We start from the raw sequence: 20,799 nt of genomic DNA, 5'->3' as shown, positions 1-20,799 counted from the left end.
CCTGCCATGAGCCGCATCTGCATCATCTATCCCGAAAGCTCGACGCCGCAGACCGGGATGGGCGGGCGGCATCATTACCTTGCCCGGGAACTCGTCAGGCTGGGCCATGACGTCACCGTTGTCGCGGCGCGGTGGCATCATCTGCTGCGCGACGGGGTCGATACCGATGCGCTGCCCGCCGAAGAGGTCGTGGAGGGCTATCGCTTCGTCCGTATCGATGTGCCGAAATACGCCCATGCGCATGACAGGCGCCGGGTTCTGGCGTGGCTGGTCTTTGCCGCAAAGCTGCCCGCCCTGCGTCGGCGGCTGGCGGCGGCACCGGACGTGGTGCTCTATTCCTCGCCGCATCCCGTGGGCTATCCCGGGGCCGAGCGTCTGGCGCGGGCCTGCGGGGCGCGGCTGGTTTTCGAGGTACGCGATATCTGGCCGCTGACGCTGATCGAGATCGGCGGCTACAGCCCGCGGCATCCGTTCATCCGCTTTCTGCAATGGATCGAGGATCGCGCCTATGCCCGCGCCGACCGGGTGGTGTCGAATCTTGAGGGCGCGGTGGAGCATATGGTCGCGCGCGGCATGGATCGTGACAAGTTCACCTGGGTGTCGAGCGGGATCGCGCTCGACGAGGTCGCGGCCCCTGCGCCGCTGTCCCCGGAGGTGGCCGCGCAGATACCCGCCGATGGGCTGCGCATCGTCTATACCGGCACGCTGGGGACGGCGAACGCCCTCGACACGCTGATCGAGGCGGCGGCGCTGCTGCGCGATCTGCCGGACGTGCACATCCTGCTGGTCGGGCAGGGACGCGCCCGCGCCGATCTGGAGGCGCGGCGCGACGCGCTCGGGCTGACGAATGTGCGGTTCATCGGGCCCGTCCCCAAGCCGCAGGTGCAATCGGTGCTGGCGGCGTGTGATGTCTGCTATATCGGGTGGCTGAAGTCCCCGCTGTATCGTTGGGGGATCGCGGCAAACAAGGTTCCCGATTATCTGTTCTCGGGCAGGCCAATCATACACGGGTTCAGCGGCGGCAACGATCCGGTTGGAAAATTTGACGCCGGTCTCACCGTCCCCGCCGAAGACCCCGAAGCTCTTGCCAATGCCATCCGCCGCATCCACGCCATGCCCGAGACGGAGCGCCGCCGCATGGGCGAGAACGGCCGCCGGGCGGCGCTGGCGCATTACGACTATGCCCAACTGGCCCGGCGGCTCGAAGAGGTCCTGACCGGCTGAGCCGGTTCAGTCCGCCGCTCCCGCCCGCGCCGCCAGCCAACGGCGCAGCCGCGTCTCCTCGGCCGCGTCAAGCGCGCCGTCGACGGCCACGGCGGCAAAGATGCGCCCCTGCAGCCGGTTGCTGCCCGCCCCGCCCAGGAAAAGCGTCAGCGACGGCTCCCCGGCCGATGTCGGCAGGTTCATCCAGCTTGACTGCACCATGAAGCCGCGCCCGGTCAGCCGCACGCCGGATGCCTGGGTCACATAGGTCCAGACCTTCACCGGATCGGTCCCTGAATGCACGCTGTGGAAGGCCGCGACAGAGCCGCCGACACCGCGTGCGATCATGACGCGCGCGTTGTTTCCGATCCCGAGCGCCCCGGTATTCTCGCCCAGCAAGGAAACGCCGGTATTCGCGGTGCTGGCCCCGCTCATCGTGCCCATCAGGAATTCGTTCCTGTCGGTCCGGTGCGAGATTTCCGCGGCAATGCCGAAGGTCACGCCCCCCCGCTGATGCGCCCAGTCCCACGCGGATGGCGGGCTCAACGCGTGCATCAGGTCATCGACCCCGTCAAATTCGAGCGCGTGGCCAGATGCGGTGGCGCGCAGGACGGGCCGCCCGCTGGCGTTTTCCTGGATCATGTGGTGCGCGTTGCCGCTCAGATCGTCGAGCCGCGCCACCGGCTGGCCGATCCCGGCGGGCAGGGACGCCGCCGTATCGCCCCACAGCGTTGCGGGTGCGGACGGATCGTACCAGCCCCCCCGCTCCCCGTTGCGAAACAGCCGGGCCGGGCTCCACCCGCGCCCATGTGCGGGGGCGGATGTCACGCTGACATCAACGAGCGGCTTCATGCCAGTACCAGCGCGTGAATGCCGGTGGCGGTGGTCCCGGTCGCGCGTACCCGACGCACGCCAACCGGAAGGATCGAGAAATCCGCGACCGAAACAGTGCGAACCTGCCCCGTCACGGTCACGAAGCCGAGCGTGCCGCCGGTCTCGACATAGAGGCCGACAGCCACATGCGGCAGATCGGTTCCGTCGTCGGGCACCACCGGAAGAGCATCGGTCGCAGGACCGGAGAGGGCGAGGCTGCGATTTTCAAAAGGGTTCATGTCTGCTCCTGTCTTTGCGATTTCCGCCTGGATCTGGCGGAGCACGCGCAGAGCATCGCCTCTCAAAGCTTGATGCGATCTGACCCGAGCGCGCGGTGCAAGACGGCGCGCCGCCTCGCCTCGCATGACGCGCGCGCACTGCGCGCCGCGAACCGGAGCGGGTCACGCCGAGTCCGCCGGCAGAGTCGAGGCGGAGAACGCATTCCGTGGCAGATCATCCCGGTGGTAATCCGCAGGCCGATGTGGGAAGGCTGGCCCGCCTCTGGGGGCACCGGGCACGGGCGCGAGTGACCGCATCTGCGCGAGGGTCAATGGCGTCCGGGCGGACTGAGCGGGAAGGGGACTGCCGGATGGAATTGCGCGCGCTCGGAATGGGGCTGGCCTTTGCGGTGATGTGGTCCTCGGCCTTCACCTCGGCGCGGATCATCGTCGCCTCGGCGCCGCCGCTGACGGCGCTCTGCCTGCGGTTCCTGATCTCGGGGCTACTGGGGGTTCTGATCGCCCGCATTCTGGGGCAAAGCTGGAAGCTGACGCGCGGGCAATGGCGGGCCACGGTGATTTTCGGGCTGTGCCAAAACACGCTCTATCTGGGGCTCAACTTCGTGGCGATGCAGACCATCGAGGCGGGGCTTGCGGCGATCATCGCGTCGACCATGCCGCTCTTGGTGGGGCTGGCGGGCTGGCTGATTTTCCGCGAGCGCATCGGCTGGATGGGGATGATGGGCCTTGTCGCCGGGGTCGTGGGTGTGGCGATCATCATGGGGGCACGGCTGAATGGGGGCGTCGATCTGTTCGGGCTCGGTCTGTGCGTCGCGGGTGTGATCGCGCTGACCTTTGCCACGCTGGCGGTGCGCGGGGCCACGTCGGGCGGCAATTTCCTGATGATCGTCGGCTTGCAGATGCTGGTGGGCAGCGTGGGGCTTGCCGTGGGTGCCGCGGCGATGGAGACCATCGAGGTCACATGGTCGTGGCAGTTGATCGCGGCCTTTGCCTATACCACGCTGGTGCCGGGGCTGGCGGCGACACTGGTCTGGTTCTGGCTGGTCAACCGGATCGGGGCGACCAAGGCCGCGACCTTCCACTTTCTCAACCCGTTCCTCGGGGTGGCCATCGCCGCGCTGATCCTGAGCGAGACCCTGAGCGCGCAGGACCTGATCGGGGTGGCGGTGATCATGGGCGGCATCCTGGCGGTGCAGTTGTCGCGGCAGAGGCGCGTGGTGTGAGCAGGGCATTCGGGGAATTGGGGGCCAGCCCCCAAACCCCCGGAGTATTCTGACCAAGAAGAAACAGGGCGGCCAGCCCGCCGATGGTCAGGGGAAGCTCTTGCCCGGAAAGGCCGGGTAGTTCGCGTCCGACCGGCTGTGGTGATAGAAATAGCGCCCGTCCTCGGTCCTGAAGAAGCGGTAGCGGGTGCTGCCGCCGTCGAGCGCCCCGTTGTCCAGCATGTCGTAGCGCCATGTGCCCCGCGGGGAATTCTTGCCGAATTCCCAGTAGCTGTAGGTGCCATCCTCGCGAAACTGAAATGCCCCGTGATCGCTGTGCCAGGGTGTCCCGATGAACGTCTCGCGCACCTCCTGCGGGCTCAGCCAATGGGCAGAGGCAGCGAGCGCGGCCTGCCCCCATGAGAATGCAAGCGCCGCTGCGAGGGTGCCTTGCAGCATGGTTTTTCTCGCCGTCGTCGATATGGTCATGGTCCCTCCTCCCTGGCGTGGCGTTGGACCAAACGGCTTGCCCGGTACTTGCCGGCCCCCCCCCCGCCGGTCTCCAGGGAACGTGCAACGGCGATGCCGTGCGGTGGAAGCCCAGGAATTTCACAAGATCGTTACCGGTCCATGCCGTCCCCCGGGCCGATCCGACCGCGCGGCCCCGCGCCCACCTGTCCGCGATGCAGCAGCAGGTGATCGAGCAGAACGCAGGCCATCATCGCCTCGCCTACCGGCACCGCGCGGATACCGACGCACGGATCGTGGCGGCCCCTGGTGACGACCTCGATGGGGTCGCCCTCAATGGTGATCGAGCGGCGCGGCGTCAGGATCGAGGAGGTGGGTTTCACCGCGAAGCGCACCACCACGTCCTGCCCGGTCGAGATGCCGCCCAGGATGCCGCCCGCGTGGTTCGAGGCGAATTCGGGGCCGTTTTCGCCCATGAATATCTCGTCGGCATTGGCGCTGCCGGTGAGGGTGGCAGCGGCCATGCCTTCGCCGATCTCGACTCCCTTGACCGCGTTGATCGACATCATCGCCGAGGCCAGATCCGTGTCGAGCTTGCCATAGACCGGCGCGCCAAGGCCGGCGGGCACGCCGCGCGCCACCACCTCGATCACCGCACCGACCGAATCGTGGTTCTTGCGCAGGGCTTGCAGGTAGGCCTCCCACTCGGGCGCGGCGCTGGCATCGGGCAGCCAGAAATCATTGCCGTCGATCGCGTCCCAATCGAAACGGGCGCGGTCGAGTGTCCTCTCGCCCATGGCGACCATGTAGCCCTTGACCTCGAGCCCCGGCACGAGGGCTGCAAGGGCCGCGCGCGCGACGCCGCCTGCCGCCACCCGCGCCGCCGTCTCGCGGGCAGAGCTTCGCCCGCCGCCGCGCGGATCGCGCAGGCCATACTTGAGGTGATAGGTGATATCGGCGTGGCCGGGGCGAAACGTGCGGGCGATGTCGCCGTAATCGCGCGAGCGCTGATCGGTGTTCTCGATCATCAACTGAATGGGGGTGCCGGTGGTCTGCCCCTCGTAGACGCCCGAGAGGATGCGCACCGCGTCCGCCTCCTGCCGCTGGGTGGTGTTCTTGTTCTGGCCGGGGCGGCGCTTGTCGAGCCAGCGTTGCAGCATCGCCTCGTCGAGCGCCACGCCCGGCGGGCAGCCATCCACCGTCGCGCCCAGGGCAGGCCCATGGCTCTCGCCCCATGTGGTGAAGCGAAAGAGATGACCGAAGGTGTTGAGGCTCATGCGTGTGGCTCCTTTGAAGACGATCTAGCCGCGCGTGGTATCCGCCTCAAGCCGATTTCGCAGGCTTTTGTCGCAAACAGGCGATCCGGGTCGGGAAATCGCGTTACCCTGCACGGCGGGACGGATGCGAAAAGGTCAGAAAACGACATCGCGCCGCGCCGAGAAAATCACTGGTGCAGGGGCCAAACCCTGTTAACACTATGACCGGACCCGTCAGAAAACGACACCGGCCGATCCGGTCAGAGGCCAACACGGAGGAATGACATGACCCACTTGAAACCACAGGAAAACGTGCGCACCGTCGTACGCAAGCTGGCCGAGGAAACTCGCGCCGGTCGCATGGCCCGCCGCGAGTTCATCGCGCTCGCCTCGACATTCGGGGCGTCCTCGGCGGCCGCCTACGGCCTTCTCGGGATGGCCGCGCCCACGCCGGCGCAGGCGCAGGAAGGCAAGAAGGGGGGCGTGCTGCGCGTGGCCTCCCGCGTGCTCGAGATCGCCGATCCGCGCAAGTTCGCCTGGACCGAGCCGGGCAATATCAGCCGCCAGTTCTGCGAGCCGATGGTGCGCTGGGCCCCCGATTACAGCTTTCAGCCGATGCTGCTGGAGGGCTGGGAGGTCAGCGACGACGCGCAGACCTACGTGCTCAACGTGCGGCGCAATGCCGTGTGGAACAACGGCGACCAGTTCAACGCCGATGACGTGATCCACAACCTCAATCGCTGGTGCGACAAGGGGGTCGAAGGCAACTCGATGGCCGCGCGGATGGCGACCCTGATCGACCCCGACACCGGCAAGGCGCTCGACGGTGCGATCGAGAAGGTGGACGACTTCACCGTTCAGCTCAACCTGCCGCGCCCCGACATCACGCTCATCGCAGGCATGTCCGACTATCCCGCGCTCTGCGTGCACCGCAGCCACGGCGACGACAGCGATCTGGCCAAGGCCCCCATCGGCACCGGCCCGTTCGAGCTTGTCTCGATCGAGATCGGCACCATGGCCGAGGTCAAGCGCCGCGAGGACGGCAAATGGTGGGGCGGCGAGCCCTATCTCGACGGCGTGCGCTTCATCGATTTCGGCACCGACAACGCCTCGATCGTGGCGGCCTTCGACGGTGGCGAGATCGACATCAACGACGAATCCACCGCCGACATGATCGAGTCCTACGATGCGCTGGGCCTCGTCAAGCAGTCCAAGCCCACCGCCAACACCATCGTCGCGCGGATGCGGATGGACACGCCGCCCTATGACAGCAAGGAGTTGCGCAACGCGATCCAGCTTGCCTGCGACAACGAGGTGCTGCTCGCCATCTCGATCAACAACGAGGGGATTCCGGCGGAGAACCACCACGTCGCTCCGTTCCACCCGGAATATGCCGAACTGCCCAAGATCGCACCCGATCCGGAAAAGGCCATCGAGATGGCCAAGGCCGCAGGCCATGCCGAGACCGAAATCGACATCATCTCGATCGACGGCGACTGGCGCACCACCACCACCGACGCCATCGGCGCGCAGCTTCGGCAGGCGGGTTTCAACGTCAAGCGCACGGTGATGCCGGGCAATACGTTCTGGAACGACTGGACGAAATACCCGTTCTCGACCACCAACTGGGGGCCGCGCCCGCTGGGTGTGCAGGTGCTGGCGCTGGCCTATCGCACCGGCGAGGCGTGGAACGAGAGCGGCCATTCCGACCCGGAATTCGACGCGACGCTGGAAGAGGCGCTGGGCGTGTTCGACGCCGACAAGCGGCGCGCCTATTCCGCCAAGCTTCAGACGATCCTCCAGGCGAACGGCGTGATCATCCAGCCGTTCTGGCGCAACCAGGCGCTGCACCACACCGACCGGGTCCAGAATGTGAACGCGCACCAGTTCCGCGAGATGCATTTCGAGCGGGTCTGGCTCGACGCATAAGCGTGCATGCGTGAGCATGCGTGAAAAGCAGTCGGGCCGCCCCATCCCGGGGCGGCCCGATCGCGTTCCGGCCTATAGGGCGGGTCGTCTGTGCCGGGTCTTATGCCACCTCGGCGCGCAGCTTCTCCATCCGCTGCACAAGCAGTTTCCGCGATGTCTCGTCCTTGAGTTGCCCATCCTCGTCGAAGGCGTTCATCGCCCCTGCGATCAGCACGGCGGTGCCGGGGATGAGCCGCGCCTGCATTTGCGTGAGGCATGACATCGTCATGAATTGCGACGTCTCGCCGCCCGTGCGCCCAGCCGAGGCCGAGATCACGACCGTCGGCTTGTCCTTGAATGCGCTGCCCGGGACGCGGCTCACCCAGTCGATCGCGTTCTTGAGCACACCAGTGATCCCCTTGTTGTATTCCGGCGCGCCAACCACGATGGCATCGGTGTCCTTGATCTGGGCGGCGAGCGTCTGCACCTTCTCCGGCACGCCCTCGGCCTCTTCGAGATCGCCATCATAGAGCGGCAGGTGAAGATCGCCGTCGGTCACCTCTGCAGGGCCGAACGCCTCGGCGGCCAGCGCCAGAAGCATCCGGTTATAGGACCCTTTGCGCAGCGATCCCGACAGGATCAACAGTTTCGGATCAGCCATGTCGCACCTTTTCTTTCTATCTCGGTTGCCCCGATATCTGGGGCACATCCGTCCGCTTGGCAACGCCCGCCCGCCGCACATCCCCTGTGCAGTGCCGAGGGATCATTTCCCTGCCTGCGCCTTGAACCCCGCCGCGCGCATCTGGCTCAGCGTCACGCGCGGCGTCAGTGCCTCGGGCGAAATGGCGAGCGCGAGCACCGCACCGGTGGGCGAGGCGCAGGCACGGGCGAAGGCGGGGGCGAAATCCCCGGTCGTCTCCACCCGTTCGCCGTGAAAGCCATAGGCGCGGGCGAGCGCCGCGAAATCGGGGTTGACCATGTCGGTGCCCGACACGCGGCCCGGGTAATTACGCTCCTGATGGGCGCGGATGGTGCCGTAGGTGCCATTGTCGAGCACGAGGATCACCGGCTGCGCGCCCGCCTGCGCGGCTGTGGCCAATTCCTGGCAGGTCATCTGGAAATCGCCGTCACCGGCGAAACAGACGACACGGCGGTCGGGATGCGCAACCCGCGCGGCGATAGCGGCGGGGATGCCGTATCCCATCGCCCCGGATTGCGGCCCCAGCAGGCGCATGTCGGCCCCGTATTTCAGGAATCGGCCTGACCAGATGGCGAAATTGCCCGCGCCGTTGGTGATGATCGCATCCTCGGGCAGCACCTCGCGCAGATGGGCGGTGACGCGGCCCATGTCTACCGGCGAGGGCAGGGCGGGCAGATCGAACGCCGCCTCCCACGCCGCGCGCGCCTGCGAGCGCCACTCGTTCCATGCGCCGCGCACCGGCCCTGCCTCGGCCAGCGCCGTGGCAAAGGCGTTGGGGCCTGCCTGGATGCCGAGGGCGGGTTGATAGACCTTGCCCAGTTCCAGGTCGGAGCCGTGCACATGGATCAGCCGCTGCACGGGCCGCGGCACGTCGAGCGCGGTGTAGCCGTCAGTCGAGTTCTCGCCAAAGCGGGCATTCACGGCAAGGATCACGTCCGCCCCGGTCAGCAGCGCGCGCACATGCGGCACCATGCCCACCCCGGCCTCGCCGCAGAACACCGGCGAATGGTTGTCGAACCGGTCCTGGTAGCGGAACACCGACACCACCGGGATATCCGAGCCCTCGGCAAACGATTGCAGCGCCGCGCGGCCATCATCTGTCCAGTTGCAGCCGCCATAGAGGATCACCGGGTGCCTGGCCCCGGCCAGCATCTCGCGCGCCTCTGCCACCGCCCCGGCGGGCGGGCAGGGCTCGGGGTAGTGGCCCGGCCCGCTGAGCGGCGCGGCGGCGGTGAGGCTGGTGAGCATATCCTCGGGCAGCGCCACCACCACCGGGCCGGGGCGGCCCACAAGGGCGGTCTTCCACGCCCGCGCCACGATCTCTGGGATGCGGTCGGCGTCGTCGATCTCGACCGCCCATTTCGCCATCGTGCCAAAGACGGCGCGGTAATCCAGTTCCTGGAACGCCTCGCGCCCCTTCATGCCGGTGCCCACCTGCCCGACAAAGAGGATCATCGGCACGCTGTCCTGCATCGCCGTGTGCACGCCGATCGAGGCATTCGTGGCCCCCGGCCCGCGGGTGACCCAGCAAATGCCAGGCGTGCCGGTGAGCTTGCCATAGGCTGCGGCCATGAAGGCCGCGCCCCCCTCCTGCCGGCAGAGGGTGAAATCGAGGCGGCCCACCGTATCATGCAGCGCGTCGAGCACCGCGAGATAGCTTTCGCCCGGCACGCCGAAACTGTGCCTTGCGCCAAGGGCCTCGAGGCAGTCCACCAGAAGCTGCCCGCCCGTGCGCCTGTTGTCGGTCATGCCGCTCTCCCTCTCCATCTTGCCGGAACGCGGGCGACACTGCCCGCGCGCCCGGGCATTGGCAAGGGGCTACCAGCGGGTGAGCGCGTCCTCGTCCTCGTCGCGGGCGGCGACCCAGCCTTCGCCCGCGTCCGTCACCTCCTTTTTCCAGAAAGGCGCACGGGACTTGAGGTAATCCATGAGGAATTCGGCGGCCTGAAAGGCATCGGCGCGGTGGCGCGACGCGGTGGCCACCATCATGATGAGGTCATCGGCGGTCAGCCGCCCGTAGCGGTGCAGGATCAGCACGTCGCCCACCTGCCAGCGGCGCATCGCCTCGTCGGCGATCCCCGCCAGTGCCTTTTCGGTCATTCCAGGGTAATGCTCGATCTCCATGGCGTCGAGCCCGCCGTCGAGATCACGCACGATGCCGGTAAAGGTGACGACCGCGCCCATCCCCGCCTGCCGCCCGGCAAAGGTGTTGGCCTCTGCGCCCAGATCGAACGGGGCCTCCTGCACGCGGATGTCCATCGGGTCAGCCCCCGGTCATCGGCGGAAAGAATGCCACCTCGCGCGCATCGCCGAGCGGCGCGTCGAAGTCGCTCAGCTCCTGATCCACCGCCACGCGCAGCGCCGACAGATTGGCGAAGGCGGCGGCATAGCGATCCTCGCGCGCGCGCAGTTCCTCGACGAGATCGCGCACCGTGGCGGCGCGCGTCTCGACGCGATCCTTGGGGTGGCCGATGCGTTCGCGCACCCATGCGAAATAGAGCACATCCATCAGCGATTATCCTTCAGATGCGGTACCGACTTGAGAAAGTAGTCCGCCCCGGTGATGAGGGTAAGCCCCGCGGCGAGCCACAGAAGCCACAGTCCCGCATGCCCGGACCAGACCATGCCGCGATATTTCCACCACAGCCCGTGCAGGTCCTCCGTCCGCCCGGCGAGGATGTCGCGCACGAGCGCGTCGTCCATGCCAAACACCGACATGCCGAAATAATGCTCGAACACGCCCTGCGCGAACAGCACCGCGATGGCGATCATCTGCGCCGTGGTCTTCCACTTGGCCAGTTCCGTGACCTTGAGCGTACCCGCCGTATCGCCGAGATATTCGCGCAGCCCCGAGACAAACACCTCGCGAAACAGGATCACCGTGGCGGGCAGCACCAGCCAGGGCGACATCGACGAATAGCCCACGATTACCATCAGCGCGATCACCACCATCGCCTTGTCGGCGATGGGATCGAGCATGGTGCCGATCTTGGTCACCTGCTTCCAGCTCCGCGCGAGATGACCGTCGATCCAGTCGGTGAGCGCCGCGCTGATGAACAGGAGCAGTGCGAACCAGTCGGCATAGGGGCGGTTGAAGTAGAGGAACATGACCGCGACGCCCGGCGCAGCGAGCAGCCGGAGCACGGTCAGGATATTGGGCACGTTCCATGACATGTCACCGTTCTAGCCTGACCGATTGGCAAGGGAAAGCGCAGTCGGACCCTAAAAGTCGCGCAGACGTCGGGTGGTCTCGGGGTCCATGAACCCCGCGATCGTGGCCTCGGTCTCGAGGTCCATGGCGCGGCGCAGGTCGGGGGTGGCGGTGGCGTTGAGCACGCGCTTCATCGCCCGCACCGAGAGCGGCGGCAGGTCGGCGAGGCGGCGGGCGGTGGCGTGGGCGGTGTTGAGCAGATCACCGTCGGGCGCGGTGCTCCACGCCAGCCCCATCTCGTGCAGCGTCGCGGCATCGTAACGGTCGCCGAAGAAGAGCATTTCGCGTGCCTTGACCAACCCGATAAGCGCGGGCAGCAGCGCCGTCACCCCGCCGGTTACGAACAGGTTGAGCGAGACTTCGGGGAAAAAGCCGCGCGCGCTCTTGGCCCAGATCGGGAAATCGCAGTTGATCGCCCATTCAAAGCCGCCGCCCACGGCCCAGCCGTTGATCGCGCCGACCACGGGTTTCGGCCCGAATGTGATCGCATGCGTCGCGCGCTGGATCGCCAGCACCAGATCGCGCGCCTCTTCTTCGGAAGCAGGGTGGACATGATCCTGCCGATCGTCGCCCGCGCAGAATGCCTTGCCCGCGCCGGTCAGCACGATGGCGCGGGTCTCCGGGTCGGCATTGGCGTCGTCAAAGGCGCGGGTCACATCGTCGATCAGCGTCCGGTTCATCGCGTTGAGCCGGTCGGGACGGTTGAGGGTAATGCGGCGCACGGCCCCCTCGTGCAATGCGCTGAGCACGGTTGCGTAGGTGAAATCGGTCATGAGTAAGTCCTTTGAACACGTCGGGTCTTGCCCTCGGTCAGGGGAAAGGTGCCATGCGGCACCAGTGTCACCCGGGCGGTCGCCCCGAGGTCGCGCTTGATCGCCTGTGCGATCTCCTCTGCCAGCCCCGGGGCGGCATCGCGCCCCTTGGCCAGCTCCGCCGTGACCGGCAGGTTGTCATAGGGAGGGGGCGTGTCGAGCGGAATGCGGTAATCGCCCGAGAGCGTTGGATACCGGTTGAGCACGGCGGCGACCATTGTGGGAAACAGGTTGAGTCCGCGCACAACGACCATGTCATCCGAGCGTCCCACCACGCGAAAGCGAAAGCCGGTGCGCCCGCAAGTGCAGGGCGCGGTTTCGTCCACGGTGATGATGTCGCCACTGCGAAAGCGCACCAGAGGCTGACAGTCGCGCACGAGGTGGGTAAGCACAAGTTCGCCGGTCTGGCCTGCGGCGAGGGACAGGGGGCTGCCCGTCTCGGGCTCGATCAGTTCGGGCCAGAGCACGTCGGCCCCCATGAAATGCAGCCGCGTGTCATGCTCGCATTGCGCCGCGAAGTTGCAGAACACGTCCGAGACGCCGTAATTGGCGTTGCGCGGCTCCATGCCCCAGACCTCTTGCAGGCGGGTGCGGAAGGCTGGATCGTCAAGCCCGGCCTCGCCGCCGAATAGCCCCAGTTTCAGGCCAAGGTCGCGAGGGGTCAGGTCGGGGAAACGGTCGGCGATGACGCGCTCCAGCACCGCCGGATAGGACGGTGTGCAGGAAATCGCGGTGATTCCCACTTCGCGGATGGTGCGCACCAGCAACTCGGTGGAGCCGACGCCGAAGGGCACCACCAGCGCGCCGGTGGCCTGAAGCGTCATGTGATCGGTCAGCCCGCCCATCCACATCTGGTAATTCAGGCAGTGGACGACCGTGTGATCGGGGGTCAGCCCTGCGGCGGACTGGCAGCGTCCGCCCACCGTCTCGGTCACCGCGCAGTCACGCGCCGAAAGCGCGAGGTTCATCGCCTGTCCGGTGGTGCCGGAGGTGCGGTGCAGTCGCACCGCGTCGCGTCGCTGGGCGGCCATGTAATGCCCGAAGGGCGGATGATCGGCCTGCGCCACGCGCAGTTGCGATTTGTCCGAGAGGGGCAGGGCGGGTAGATTCGCCAGATCGGCGGGCGGGACCGCGCCCTGCCACAGATCGCGGTAAAAGGCTGAGTGGCGTGCGACGTAATCGCCCTGTCTGGCCCAGGCAGCGGCCTGATGGGCGCGCAGGCGGTCGTGGCTGGCGAATTCGGCCTGATCGAGCAGCATCATGGTTGCAATCCCCGTTCCCAAAGGGTGGTGAGCGTTGCGATCACCGCCGCGCGGTCGGAAGAGACCGATACCAGCCCCGGCTCGCGCGAGAGGTGGAGGCTTGAGAGGTAGTGATCGGTCATTCCCCCGAGCGCATAGGCGCGGCGGGTAAGTTCGTCCTCGGGCAGCGTGTCACGCCCGTCGCGGGCGTGGCGGCGGCGGGTGGCCTCGACCACGGTGGCGATCCAGTCTCGGTTGAGCCGGTGAAAGGCCGCGCGCGCCGCCGGAAATGCGTCGAGATGGTGGACCAGGCATTTCATCAGCCCGCGATTGGCCTCGAAGAGGTGCACATAGGCTTCGGTCGCGGCGCGCATCGGGTGGTCGGGCTGGCTGTGGCCCGCCTGGATCATGCGGGTTTGCAGGAAGCTGGCGAAGCCCTGCAACAGGTCATCGAGAAGCTGCGCCTGATCGGGGAAGTAGAGGTAGAAAGTGCCGTTGGCCACGCCCGCGCGCCCACAGATGGCGGCGATGGTCAGATCCTGCGGCGCGCTCTGTTCCAGCAGGTGACAGGCGGCGATGCGAATCGCCTGCGCCGTGCGCTGACCCTTGGGCAGGCCCTCGGCCTCAGCGGTGAGAGCCTGCGGATAGCTGTGGGCATCGTGCGGTGCGGGGTGGGGCAATGTAGCAGGGGGCATCGGTGACTCAATATGAAACTGAATTCATATTCAGTAATTTTCTTCACCCTGTCAACCCGCCGGATCGCAGGGGAGGGCTTTAACCCCGATCGTGAAAGAAATCGTAGAGCTTCTGCGCCAGCCGGTCCGACACGCCCTCCACCGCCTTGAGATCGGCGAGGTTCGCGCGGCTCACAGCCTTGGCACTGCCGAAATGCGCGAGCAGCGCGCGCTTGCGGGCAGCACCGACGCCGGGCACCTCGTCGAGTGGGGTGGCGGAGATGGATTTGGCGCGTTTGGCGCGGTGCGTGCCAATCGCGAAGCGGTGCGCCTCGTCGCGCAGGCGCTGGATGAAATAGAGCACCGGATCACCCCGGCGCAGCGCCATGGGCCGCTTGCCCACGCGATGAAACTCTTCCTTGCCGTGGTCGCGGTCCACGCCCTTGGCGACGCCGACCATCGGGATATCCTCGACCCCCATCTCGCGCATGATCCCCGCCACCGCGCTCACCTGTCCCGTGCCGCCGTCGATCAGCAAAAGGTCGGGCCATTGGCCGTGGCTGCGGTCCGGGTCTTCTTTCAGAAGGCGTTTGAAGCGACGGGTCAGCACCTCTTTCATCATGCCGAAATCATCGCCGGGGGTCAGGTCATCGCCCTTGATGTTGAACTTGCGATAATGATTTTTCATCATCCCCTCGGGCCCCGCCACGATCATCGCGCCGACGGCGTTGGTGCCCTGGATGTGGCTGTTGTCATAGACCTCGATCCGCTGCGGTGGCTCGGGCAGATCGAATGCCTCGGCCAAGCCTTTGAGCAGTTTTCCTTGGGTCGCGCTCTCGGCCATCTTGCGGGCGAGGCTCTCGCGGGCGTTGCGCAGGGCGGCGTCTATCAGTTCCGCCTTTTCCCCGCGCAGGGGCACGGTGAGCGTGACCTTGCGGCCCAGCTTTTCCGACAGCGCCTGTTGCATCAGGTCAGCGCTCTCGATGTCATGCGACAGGATCAGCGCGCGGGGCGGCTCCTTGCCGTCGTAGAACTGCCCGACAAACGCCTCCAGCACCTCGGGCTCTTCCACATCCGCACCGACCCGCGGATAGAAATCGCGGTTGCCCCAGTTCTGCCCGGCGCGGATGAAGAACACCTGCACGCAGGCCTGACCCTTGTCGAGATGCAGCGCGATCACGTCGGCCTCTGTCACCGTGCGCGGGTTGATGCCCTGCGCGGTCTGTACCTGTGTCAGCGCCTTGATCCGGTCGCGCAAGGCGGCGGCGCGTTCGTATTCCATGGCCTCGGCGGCCTCTGACATCTCAGTAGCCAGCTTCTCCTGTATCTCGGTGGAGCGGCCCGAAAGGTAGCGTTCGGCGTCGCGCACCTGTGTGGCATACTCGGCCTTGGAGATCTTGCCGACGCAGGGCGCGGTGCAGCGCTTGATCTGGTATTGCAGGCAGGGGCGCGTGCGGCTTTCGAACATGGTGTCGTTGCAGTTGCGCAGTTGAAAGACACGCTGCAACTGCGCCAGCGTGCGGTTGACCGCGCCGGCGCTGGCGAAGGGGCCGTAATAGCTGCCCTTGTCGCGTTTGGCCCCGCGATGCTTCTTGATCATCGGATAGTCATGCGACGTCACGAGGATGTTGGGGAAGCTCTTGTCGTCGCGCAAGAGCACGTTGTAGCGCGGCTTTAACTGCTTGATCAGGTTCTGTTCGAGCAGCAGCGCCTCGGTCTCGGTCGCCGTGGTGAGGAACATCATCGACGCGGTTTCCGAGATCATCCGTGCGATCCGCGCGGTGTGCCCGGTGGGCCGCGCATAGCTCGATACCCGCGCCCGCAGATTGCGCGCCTTGCCCACGTACAGCACCCGCGCCTGCGCATCGAGCATGCGGTAGACGCCGGGCGAGGCGTCGAGCGTGCGCAGGTAGCCGCGAATCACGTCGGGGCCGGTGGCGGGTGGTGTTGGATCGGTGTCGGTCATCGTGGACAGGATATGATTCCCGCGGTTGCCTGCAATGTTCTCCGGCGCTGGGCAAGGGAGAAGCTGTCCACGATTCCTGTGGATAAGCCTGGAGACAAATTTTGGGCGGGGGGAAAAATCCTTTTGATCCGGCTGGCTTCACCGGAATGCCACTTTTTTAGGCAATTAGTCAACATGCTGATATCGCTTAGTAAATTTATAATCCCCGAGCAGATTATTGAAAACATTGGGCTTTCTGTAACGCCTACGTGAAGGAAGCATGACCAGTGCAAAACTCCAGTTCAGGCTCACGATTTCACTCGGGACCCAGCACATCCGGTGTCCGCCAGCCAAGATGCTGGCCGCCATCCACGCAGATGAGTTGCCCGGTCACGGACCGCGCGTGAAGCAGATAGGCCAGCGCGGCGGTGATGTCATCCGCGCCGGCCCCGCGGCTCAGCACCGTCGCCGCGCGCTGGCGGGCGAAATGATCCGCGCTCTGGCGATGACCCCGCAGTGTGGGGCCAGGGCCGATGGCGTTGACGCGGACGCAGGGCGCAAGCGCCTGCGCTGCGGTGCGCGTCAGCGCCCACAGCCCCATCTTGGCGATGGTGTAGGTCATGAAGTCGGGCGTGAGCTTGCGCACGCGCTGGTCGATCATGTTGACGACGAGACCGCGCGCGCGCGGCTCGCCTGCCGCATCCGTGTGCGGATCGGGGACACCCCGGGCCATCTCCTGCATCAGCACGAAGGGCGCACGCAGGTTGCTCTCCATGTGCCGGTCCCAGCTTTCGCGCGTGGCGGTGGCGAGGGTGTCATATTCGAAGATCGAGGCATTGTTGATCAATGTCAGGACCGGGCCGCCGAGCGCCTCTGCCGCGCGGTCCACCAGCGGCGTCACCTGGCGCTCGTCCAGCAGGTCGGCGCGCAGCGCCACCGCTTGCCGCCCCATGTCGCGTATCTCGGCAGCCACGGCCTCGGCCGCCTCGGCTGAGGTGGCGTAATGCACCGCCACGTCATGCCCCTGCCGCGCCAGTTCCAGCGCCATCGCCCGGCCAAGCCGCTTGCCCGCTCCCGTCACCAGCGCCCGTGTCATGCCCAGCCCCCGTTCAAACCAGTACGACAGTGACATAGCCCGCATAGGCGGCTGTCAACACGATCCCCCAGAGCCGGCTGATATCCCGGCACAGGATCACGAACGGGATGAGCAGCAGCGACGCGGCAAGCATCACCCACAGGTCGAACACGAGGAATTCGCGATTCACGGGCACCTCGCCCACCAGCGCGGTGATGCCGATTATGGCGAGCAGGTTGAACATGTTCGACCCGATCACGTTGCCGAGCGCCACGTCCGCCTGCCGCCGGATCGCGGCCATCACCGTGGTCGCCAGTTCCGGCAGCGAGGTGCCCAGCGCCACCAGCGTCAGCCCGATCGCCGCCTCGCTCACCCCGTAGCGGATGGCGAGGATCGATGCGTTGTCCACCAGGATGTCGGCCCCGAGCGGCAGCCCCACCAGGCCCAGCACGAGGAAGGAGATGATCTGCCACCACGGCATGTCAGGGTCCGCACCCTCGACCTCCTCCGCGTCATCCGTCAGCAGTGCAGCGGCGGCGGCGGCCTCGCGCCGGTGCGTGACGGCGTTGCGGAACGCGTCCGCCAGCATCAGCCCCAACGCCCCGAGCAGGATCAGCCCGGCGATCCAGTCGAACGCGCCGCGAAACGCCAGCGCGATGAACAGAACGCTCGCCGCCAGCATCTGGAAATAGGCGCGCTTGCAGTCGCAGGCGCTCGTGTGCATCACTGCGATGAGTGCCGGAATGCCGAGCACCAGAAGCACGTTAGCGGTATTCGAGCCCACCACGTTGCCAAGCGCCAGCCCCGGCTTGCCCGCCAGCACGGCGTTGACGGAAATCAGCAGTTCCGGCGCCGAGGTGCCGAAGGCGACCACCGTCAGGCTGACGATCAGGGCGGGTATGCCGACGCGCAGCGACAGGTTGACGGCACCCTTGACCAGCGCATCGCCCGCCAGCAGCAGGATGACGAGCCCGAGACCCACCATGATCCACGGCATCATTTGCGCGGGCCCTTTTCGCAGGCGCAGGGCCCCTTGCCGATCCGGAACCGCCCGCATTTGCGGCATTTCGCGGCCTCCAGCCGTTTCTGCCCGGGAAAGCGCAACCGCCCGAACATTGCCAGCACGGCAATCCCCACAAGAAACAGAAGGACGATCTTGACGATCATGTCAAAGCCCGAACCGGGCGTAATGCGCACGGTCCTCGAGCGCGGCCATCGCGTCGTCGGCGACATGCGCGCCAAAGCGCGACAGGAACCCCCGCCGGCGCCCGTAACGCACCAGCCTGACCTTGTCGCCATAGACCTCCTTCATGCGCGGCACCACATGGCCGAACCCGTCGGCGAGGCCGAGCTCGATCGCCTTGCCGCCCAGCCAGAACTCGCCCGAGAAAAGGTCCGGCGAGTCGGCGAGCCGGTCGCCGCGGCGGTCTTTCACATGGGTGATGAAGGCGGTGTGGATATCGTCGAGAACGGTCTTGAGCCGGGCCACGTCCTCTGGCTTTTCCGGCAGGAACGGGTCGAGCGTGCTCTTGGATTTGCCGGCGGTATACACCCGCCGCTCCAGCCCCTGCCGCTTGAGGAAAACGTCCGCCCCGAACCCCGCCGAGATCACCCCGATGGAGCCCAGGACCGAGGCGTGATCGACGCGGATATCGTCCGCCGCCGCTGCCAGCCAGTAGCCGCCCGAAGCCGCCACATCCTCGACAAAGGCATGGACGGGGATGTCCTTTTCCCCGGCCAGCCGCCGGATGCGCGCCGCGATCAGCGAGGACTGCACCGGCGAGCCGCCGGGCGAATTGATCTCCAGCGCGACCGCCGCAGGCTTGCCGCGGCGGAATGCCTTTTCGATGACGGGACCCAGCGCCTCGTCGCTCAGGGCCGCGCGCGGCCCCGATCCGATGACGCCCGCGAGGCGGATGACCGCCACCCGCGGCCGCTGCCTGAGAAAGGGGATGCGAATTCTCATGTCGCCCGATGTAGAGTGCACGGACAGGACAAACAAGGCGGCACGTGCCGCCGTGCCGTGATGGTGCGGTAAAGCATCACCCCGCGCTCAGGACTTGATGCGATAGCCGGTGCGGAAGATCGCCCAGACCGCCCCGAGGCACAGCGCGAAGAACACCACCACCGCCAGCAGGCTCAGCCCCGGGCTGACATCCGCCACCCCGAAGAACGACCAGCGAAACCCCGAGATCAGATAGACCACCGGGTTGAACAACGTCGCCACCTGCCACGCGGGCGGCAGCATCGAGACCGAGTAGAACGCCCCCCCAAGGAACACCAGCGGCGTGATGACCAGCAGCGGAATGAGCTGCAATTGCTGAAAATTTTCCGACCAGATGCCGATGATGAAGCCAAAAAGCGCAAAGCTGATACAGATCATCACGAGGAAGGCCAGCATCATGCCGGGGTGCTGAATGTCGATCTCCACGAACAGGCGTGCGGTCACAAGGATCACCGCCCCAATCAGCAGCGACTTGGTCGCCGCCGCGCCGACATAGCCGATCACGATTTCGAGAAAGTTCACCGGCGCCGACAGAAGCTCGTAGATCGTGCCGATGAATTTCGGGAAATAGATGCCGAATGAGGCGTTGGAAATGGCCTGCGTCATCACCGAGAGCATGATCAGCCCCGGCACGATGAACGCGCCATAGCTCACCCCCTCGACTTCTTCGATGCGGCCGCCGATCGCCGCGCCGAACACAACGAAATAGAGCGTGGTGGAGATCACCGGCGACAGTAGCGACTCGAAGATGGTGCGGAAGAACCGCTTCATCTCGTAGACATAGATGGCCCATATGGCGTGCAGGTTCATGCCGCGCCCTCCCGCACGAGATCCACGAAAATCTCTTCAAGGCTGCTCTGCCGCGTTTCGATATCGCGCAAGGACAGCCCCTCGCGCGCCAGCGCCTGCAAGAGCCGCGTGATGCCGGTACCGTCGCCGCGCGTGTCGTAATGATAGAGCAGCGCCGCGCCGTCCTCGATCCGTTCGAGATCGTAGCCCGCGAGTGCTTCGGGCACCTCCGTCACCGGACAGGCGAGGTCGATGCGCAAGGTCTTGCGCCCCATCCGCCGCATCAGCGCGGCCTTGTCCTCGACCAGCAGGATCTCGCCGCCGTTGATGACGGCGACGCGGTCGGCCATCGCCTCGGCCTCCTCGATGTAATGGGTGGTCAGGATGATGGTGACGCCGCTTTCCTTCAGCCCGCGCACCACCTCCCACATGTCGCGGCGCAGCTCGACATCGACCCCCGCCGTCGGCTCGTCGAGGAACAGCACTTGCGGCTCGTGGCAGAGCGCCTTGGCGATGAGCACCCGGCGCTTCATCCCGCCCGACAGCTCGCGCGTGCGTGCGTGCCGCTTGTCCCACAGCGAGAGCTGCCTCAGCACGCGCTCGACCAGCGCATCGTCGCGCCCCTTTCCGAACAGGCCACGCGAGAACCGGACCGTGTTGATGACCTTCTCGAACGGTTCGAGCGCCACCTCCTGCGGCACCAGACCCACGAGGTGGCGCGCCTTGCGCCAGTCGCGCGCGATGTCGTGCCCGCCGATGCGCGCCTGCCCGCCCGAGGGTGTGGTGATTCCGCACAGCGCCGAGATGAGGGTCGTCTTGCCCGCGCCGTTGGGGCCGAGCAGCGCGAGGATTTCGCCCCGCTCGATGGCGAGCGATACGCCTCCCAGCGCGGTGAAGCCGCCCTTGTAGGTCTTGGTGAGGTTCTCGACCTCGACGATAGCTGCCATTGCTGTCCCCTTCCGGCTTGCGAAGCAACCTAGACGGATGGTGCCCGGCTGCAAGCGGTGCAGGCGGCCTGTGTCCTGTGCGCTGATGCGCAGGCCGGATGCCGGAAACAGTCTGTGCAGCGGGAGGAGCGGCATTCTTGTGGTCACAGCCCCGTCGCGATCTGTTAATGTTCCTTCGGGTCGGGGTGTAACGCCATTCAGAGGGGTGTGATGTTCACACGTGTCCTGACCGTTCTTTTCATACTTGCTGC

22 protein-coding genes are annotated in these 20,799 nt (G+C 66.4%); 3 read left to right on the top strand and 19 right to left on the bottom strand.

The features are described 5' to 3' along the window. Nucleotides 1-6: 6 nt before the first annotated feature. Nucleotides 7-1,224: a glycosyltransferase family 4 protein gene (locus ACFFU4_RS08860; protein WP_377069191.1), complete on the top strand. Its 1,218-nt coding sequence runs from the start codon at nt 7-9 to the stop codon at nt 1,222-1,224. A 6-nt stretch (nt 1,225-1,230) separates the two neighbouring features. On the opposite strand, the gene ACFFU4_RS08855 is transcribed toward ACFFU4_RS08860, so the two are convergent. Continuing rightward, entirely contained in the window at nt 1,231-2,055 is an 825-nt protein-coding gene (locus tag ACFFU4_RS08855) for a hypothetical protein (RefSeq protein ID WP_377069189.1), read from the bottom strand. Continuing rightward, on the bottom strand, nt 2,052-2,315 hold the full coding sequence (locus ACFFU4_RS08850) for a spike base protein, RCAP_Rcc01079 family (protein ID WP_377069187.1): 264 nt from the start codon (nt 2,313-2,315) through the stop codon (nt 2,052-2,054). Before ACFFU4_RS08850 ends, ACFFU4_RS08855 begins: the two co-directional genes overlap by 4 nt. 350 nt (nt 2,316-2,665) lie before the next feature. On the opposite strand from ACFFU4_RS08850, the gene ACFFU4_RS08845 reads away from it, so the two are divergent. Further along, nucleotides 2,666-3,538 (top strand): DMT family transporter, encoded by an 873-nt coding sequence (locus tag ACFFU4_RS08845; protein WP_377069185.1) that lies wholly within the window; start codon nt 2,666-2,668, stop codon nt 3,536-3,538. An 87-nt stretch (nt 3,539-3,625) separates the two neighbouring features. On the opposite strand, the gene ACFFU4_RS08840 is transcribed toward ACFFU4_RS08845, so the two are convergent. Further along, on the bottom strand, nt 3,626-4,006 hold the full coding sequence (locus tag ACFFU4_RS08840; protein ID WP_377069183.1) for a hypothetical protein: 381 nt from the start codon (nt 4,004-4,006) through the stop codon (nt 3,626-3,628). Nucleotides 4,007-4,137: 131 nt separating this feature from the next. Beyond that, complete coding sequence (gene aroC / locus ACFFU4_RS08835; RefSeq protein WP_377069181.1) at nt 4,138-5,262, bottom strand: chorismate synthase; 1,125 nt, start codon at nt 5,260-5,262, stop codon at nt 4,138-4,140. 264 nt (nt 5,263-5,526) lie between these two features. Here aroC and ACFFU4_RS08830 point away from each other — a divergent pair, with 264 nt between their 5' ends. Beyond that, nucleotides 5,527-7,170, top strand: coding sequence for an ABC transporter substrate-binding protein (locus ACFFU4_RS08830; protein ID WP_377069179.1), 1,644 nt, complete (start codon nt 5,527-5,529; stop codon nt 7,168-7,170). Between the two features lie 100 nt (nt 7,171-7,270). On the opposite strand, the gene ACFFU4_RS08825 is transcribed toward ACFFU4_RS08830, so the two are convergent. The 15 genes from ACFFU4_RS08825 to ACFFU4_RS08755 all read right to left on the bottom strand — a co-directional run bounded on the left by ACFFU4_RS08825 (nt 7,271) and on the right by ACFFU4_RS08755 (nt 20,548). Then, complete coding sequence (locus tag ACFFU4_RS08825) at nt 7,271-7,810, bottom strand: NADPH-dependent FMN reductase (RefSeq protein ID WP_377069177.1); 540 nt, start codon at nt 7,808-7,810, stop codon at nt 7,271-7,273. A gap of 102 nt (nt 7,811-7,912) precedes the next feature. Further along, nucleotides 7,913-9,598 (bottom strand): thiamine pyrophosphate-binding protein, encoded by a 1,686-nt coding sequence (locus tag ACFFU4_RS08820; protein WP_377069175.1) that lies wholly within the window; start codon nt 9,596-9,598, stop codon nt 7,913-7,915. A gap of 69 nt (nt 9,599-9,667) precedes the next feature. Next, nucleotides 9,668-10,108, bottom strand: coding sequence for a molybdenum cofactor biosynthesis protein MoaE (locus ACFFU4_RS08815; RefSeq protein ID WP_377069173.1), 441 nt, complete (start codon nt 10,106-10,108; stop codon nt 9,668-9,670). Nucleotides 10,109-10,112: 4 nt separating this feature from the next. Next, nucleotides 10,113-10,358 (bottom strand): molybdopterin converting factor subunit 1, encoded by a 246-nt coding sequence (gene moaD, locus ACFFU4_RS08810; protein ID WP_377069171.1) that lies wholly within the window; start codon nt 10,356-10,358, stop codon nt 10,113-10,115. Beyond that, nucleotides 10,358-11,023, bottom strand: coding sequence for a CDP-diacylglycerol--glycerol-3-phosphate 3-phosphatidyltransferase (gene pgsA / locus ACFFU4_RS08805; RefSeq protein WP_377069169.1), 666 nt, complete (start codon nt 11,021-11,023; stop codon nt 10,358-10,360). The genes moaD and pgsA overlap by 1 nt, the downstream gene beginning before the upstream one ends. A gap of 48 nt (nt 11,024-11,071) precedes the next feature. Beyond that, nucleotides 11,072-11,833 carry an enoyl-CoA hydratase/isomerase family protein gene (locus ACFFU4_RS08800; RefSeq protein ID WP_377069167.1) on the bottom strand — a complete coding sequence of 254 codons (762 nt, stop codon included), beginning with the start codon at nt 11,831-11,833 and terminating at the stop codon, nt 11,072-11,074. Then, nucleotides 11,830-13,134, bottom strand: a complete 1,305-nt coding sequence (locus ACFFU4_RS08795) for a phenylacetate--CoA ligase family protein (protein WP_377069165.1) — start codon at nt 13,132-13,134, stop codon at nt 11,830-11,832. Before ACFFU4_RS08795 ends, ACFFU4_RS08800 begins: the two co-directional genes overlap by 4 nt. After that, a complete protein-coding gene (locus ACFFU4_RS08790) occupies nt 13,131-13,808 on the bottom strand; it encodes a TetR/AcrR family transcriptional regulator (RefSeq protein ID WP_377069163.1) in 678 nt (225 codons plus the stop codon). The genes ACFFU4_RS08795 and ACFFU4_RS08790 overlap by 4 nt, the downstream gene beginning before the upstream one ends. A 79-nt stretch (nt 13,809-13,887) precedes the next feature. After that, nucleotides 13,888-15,753: an excinuclease ABC subunit UvrC gene (gene uvrC / locus ACFFU4_RS08785; protein ID WP_377069161.1), complete on the bottom strand. Its 1,866-nt coding sequence runs from the start codon at nt 15,751-15,753 to the stop codon at nt 13,888-13,890. Between the two features lie 295 nt (nt 15,754-16,048). Continuing rightward, on the bottom strand, nt 16,049-16,828 hold the full coding sequence (locus ACFFU4_RS08780; RefSeq protein ID WP_377069159.1) for an SDR family oxidoreductase: 780 nt from the start codon (nt 16,826-16,828) through the stop codon (nt 16,049-16,051). Nucleotides 16,829-16,841: 13 nt separating this feature from the next. Continuing rightward, nucleotides 16,842-17,807: a calcium/sodium antiporter gene (locus tag ACFFU4_RS08775; RefSeq protein ID WP_377069157.1), complete on the bottom strand. Its 966-nt coding sequence runs from the start codon at nt 17,805-17,807 to the stop codon at nt 16,842-16,844. Next, complete coding sequence (locus ACFFU4_RS08770; protein WP_377069155.1) at nt 17,804-17,974, bottom strand: hypothetical protein; 171 nt, start codon at nt 17,972-17,974, stop codon at nt 17,804-17,806. The genes ACFFU4_RS08775 and ACFFU4_RS08770 overlap by 4 nt, the downstream gene beginning before the upstream one ends. Nucleotide 17,975: 1 nt before the next feature. Then, nucleotides 17,976-18,773 carry a S49 family peptidase gene (locus ACFFU4_RS08765; RefSeq protein WP_377069153.1) on the bottom strand — a complete coding sequence of 266 codons (798 nt, stop codon included), beginning with the start codon at nt 18,771-18,773 and terminating at the stop codon, nt 17,976-17,978. An 87-nt stretch (nt 18,774-18,860) separates the two neighbouring features. Beyond that, nucleotides 18,861-19,622: an ABC transporter permease gene (locus ACFFU4_RS08760; RefSeq protein WP_377069151.1), complete on the bottom strand. Its 762-nt coding sequence runs from the start codon at nt 19,620-19,622 to the stop codon at nt 18,861-18,863. Then, the gene (locus ACFFU4_RS08755; RefSeq protein ID WP_377069149.1) at nt 19,619-20,548 is read right to left on the bottom strand and encodes an ABC transporter ATP-binding protein; all 930 of its coding nucleotides are present in this window, start codon (nt 20,546-20,548) and stop codon (nt 19,619-19,621) included. The genes ACFFU4_RS08760 and ACFFU4_RS08755 overlap by 4 nt, the downstream gene beginning before the upstream one ends. Nucleotides 20,549-20,799 lie beyond the last annotated feature (251 nt).

The sequence above is a fragment of the Roseovarius ramblicola genome, assembly GCF_042430665.1.
GTDB lineage: Bacteria > Pseudomonadota > Alphaproteobacteria > Rhodobacterales > Rhodobacteraceae > Roseovarius > Roseovarius ramblicola.
This window is presented reverse-complemented; position numbering and strand designations above follow the sequence as displayed.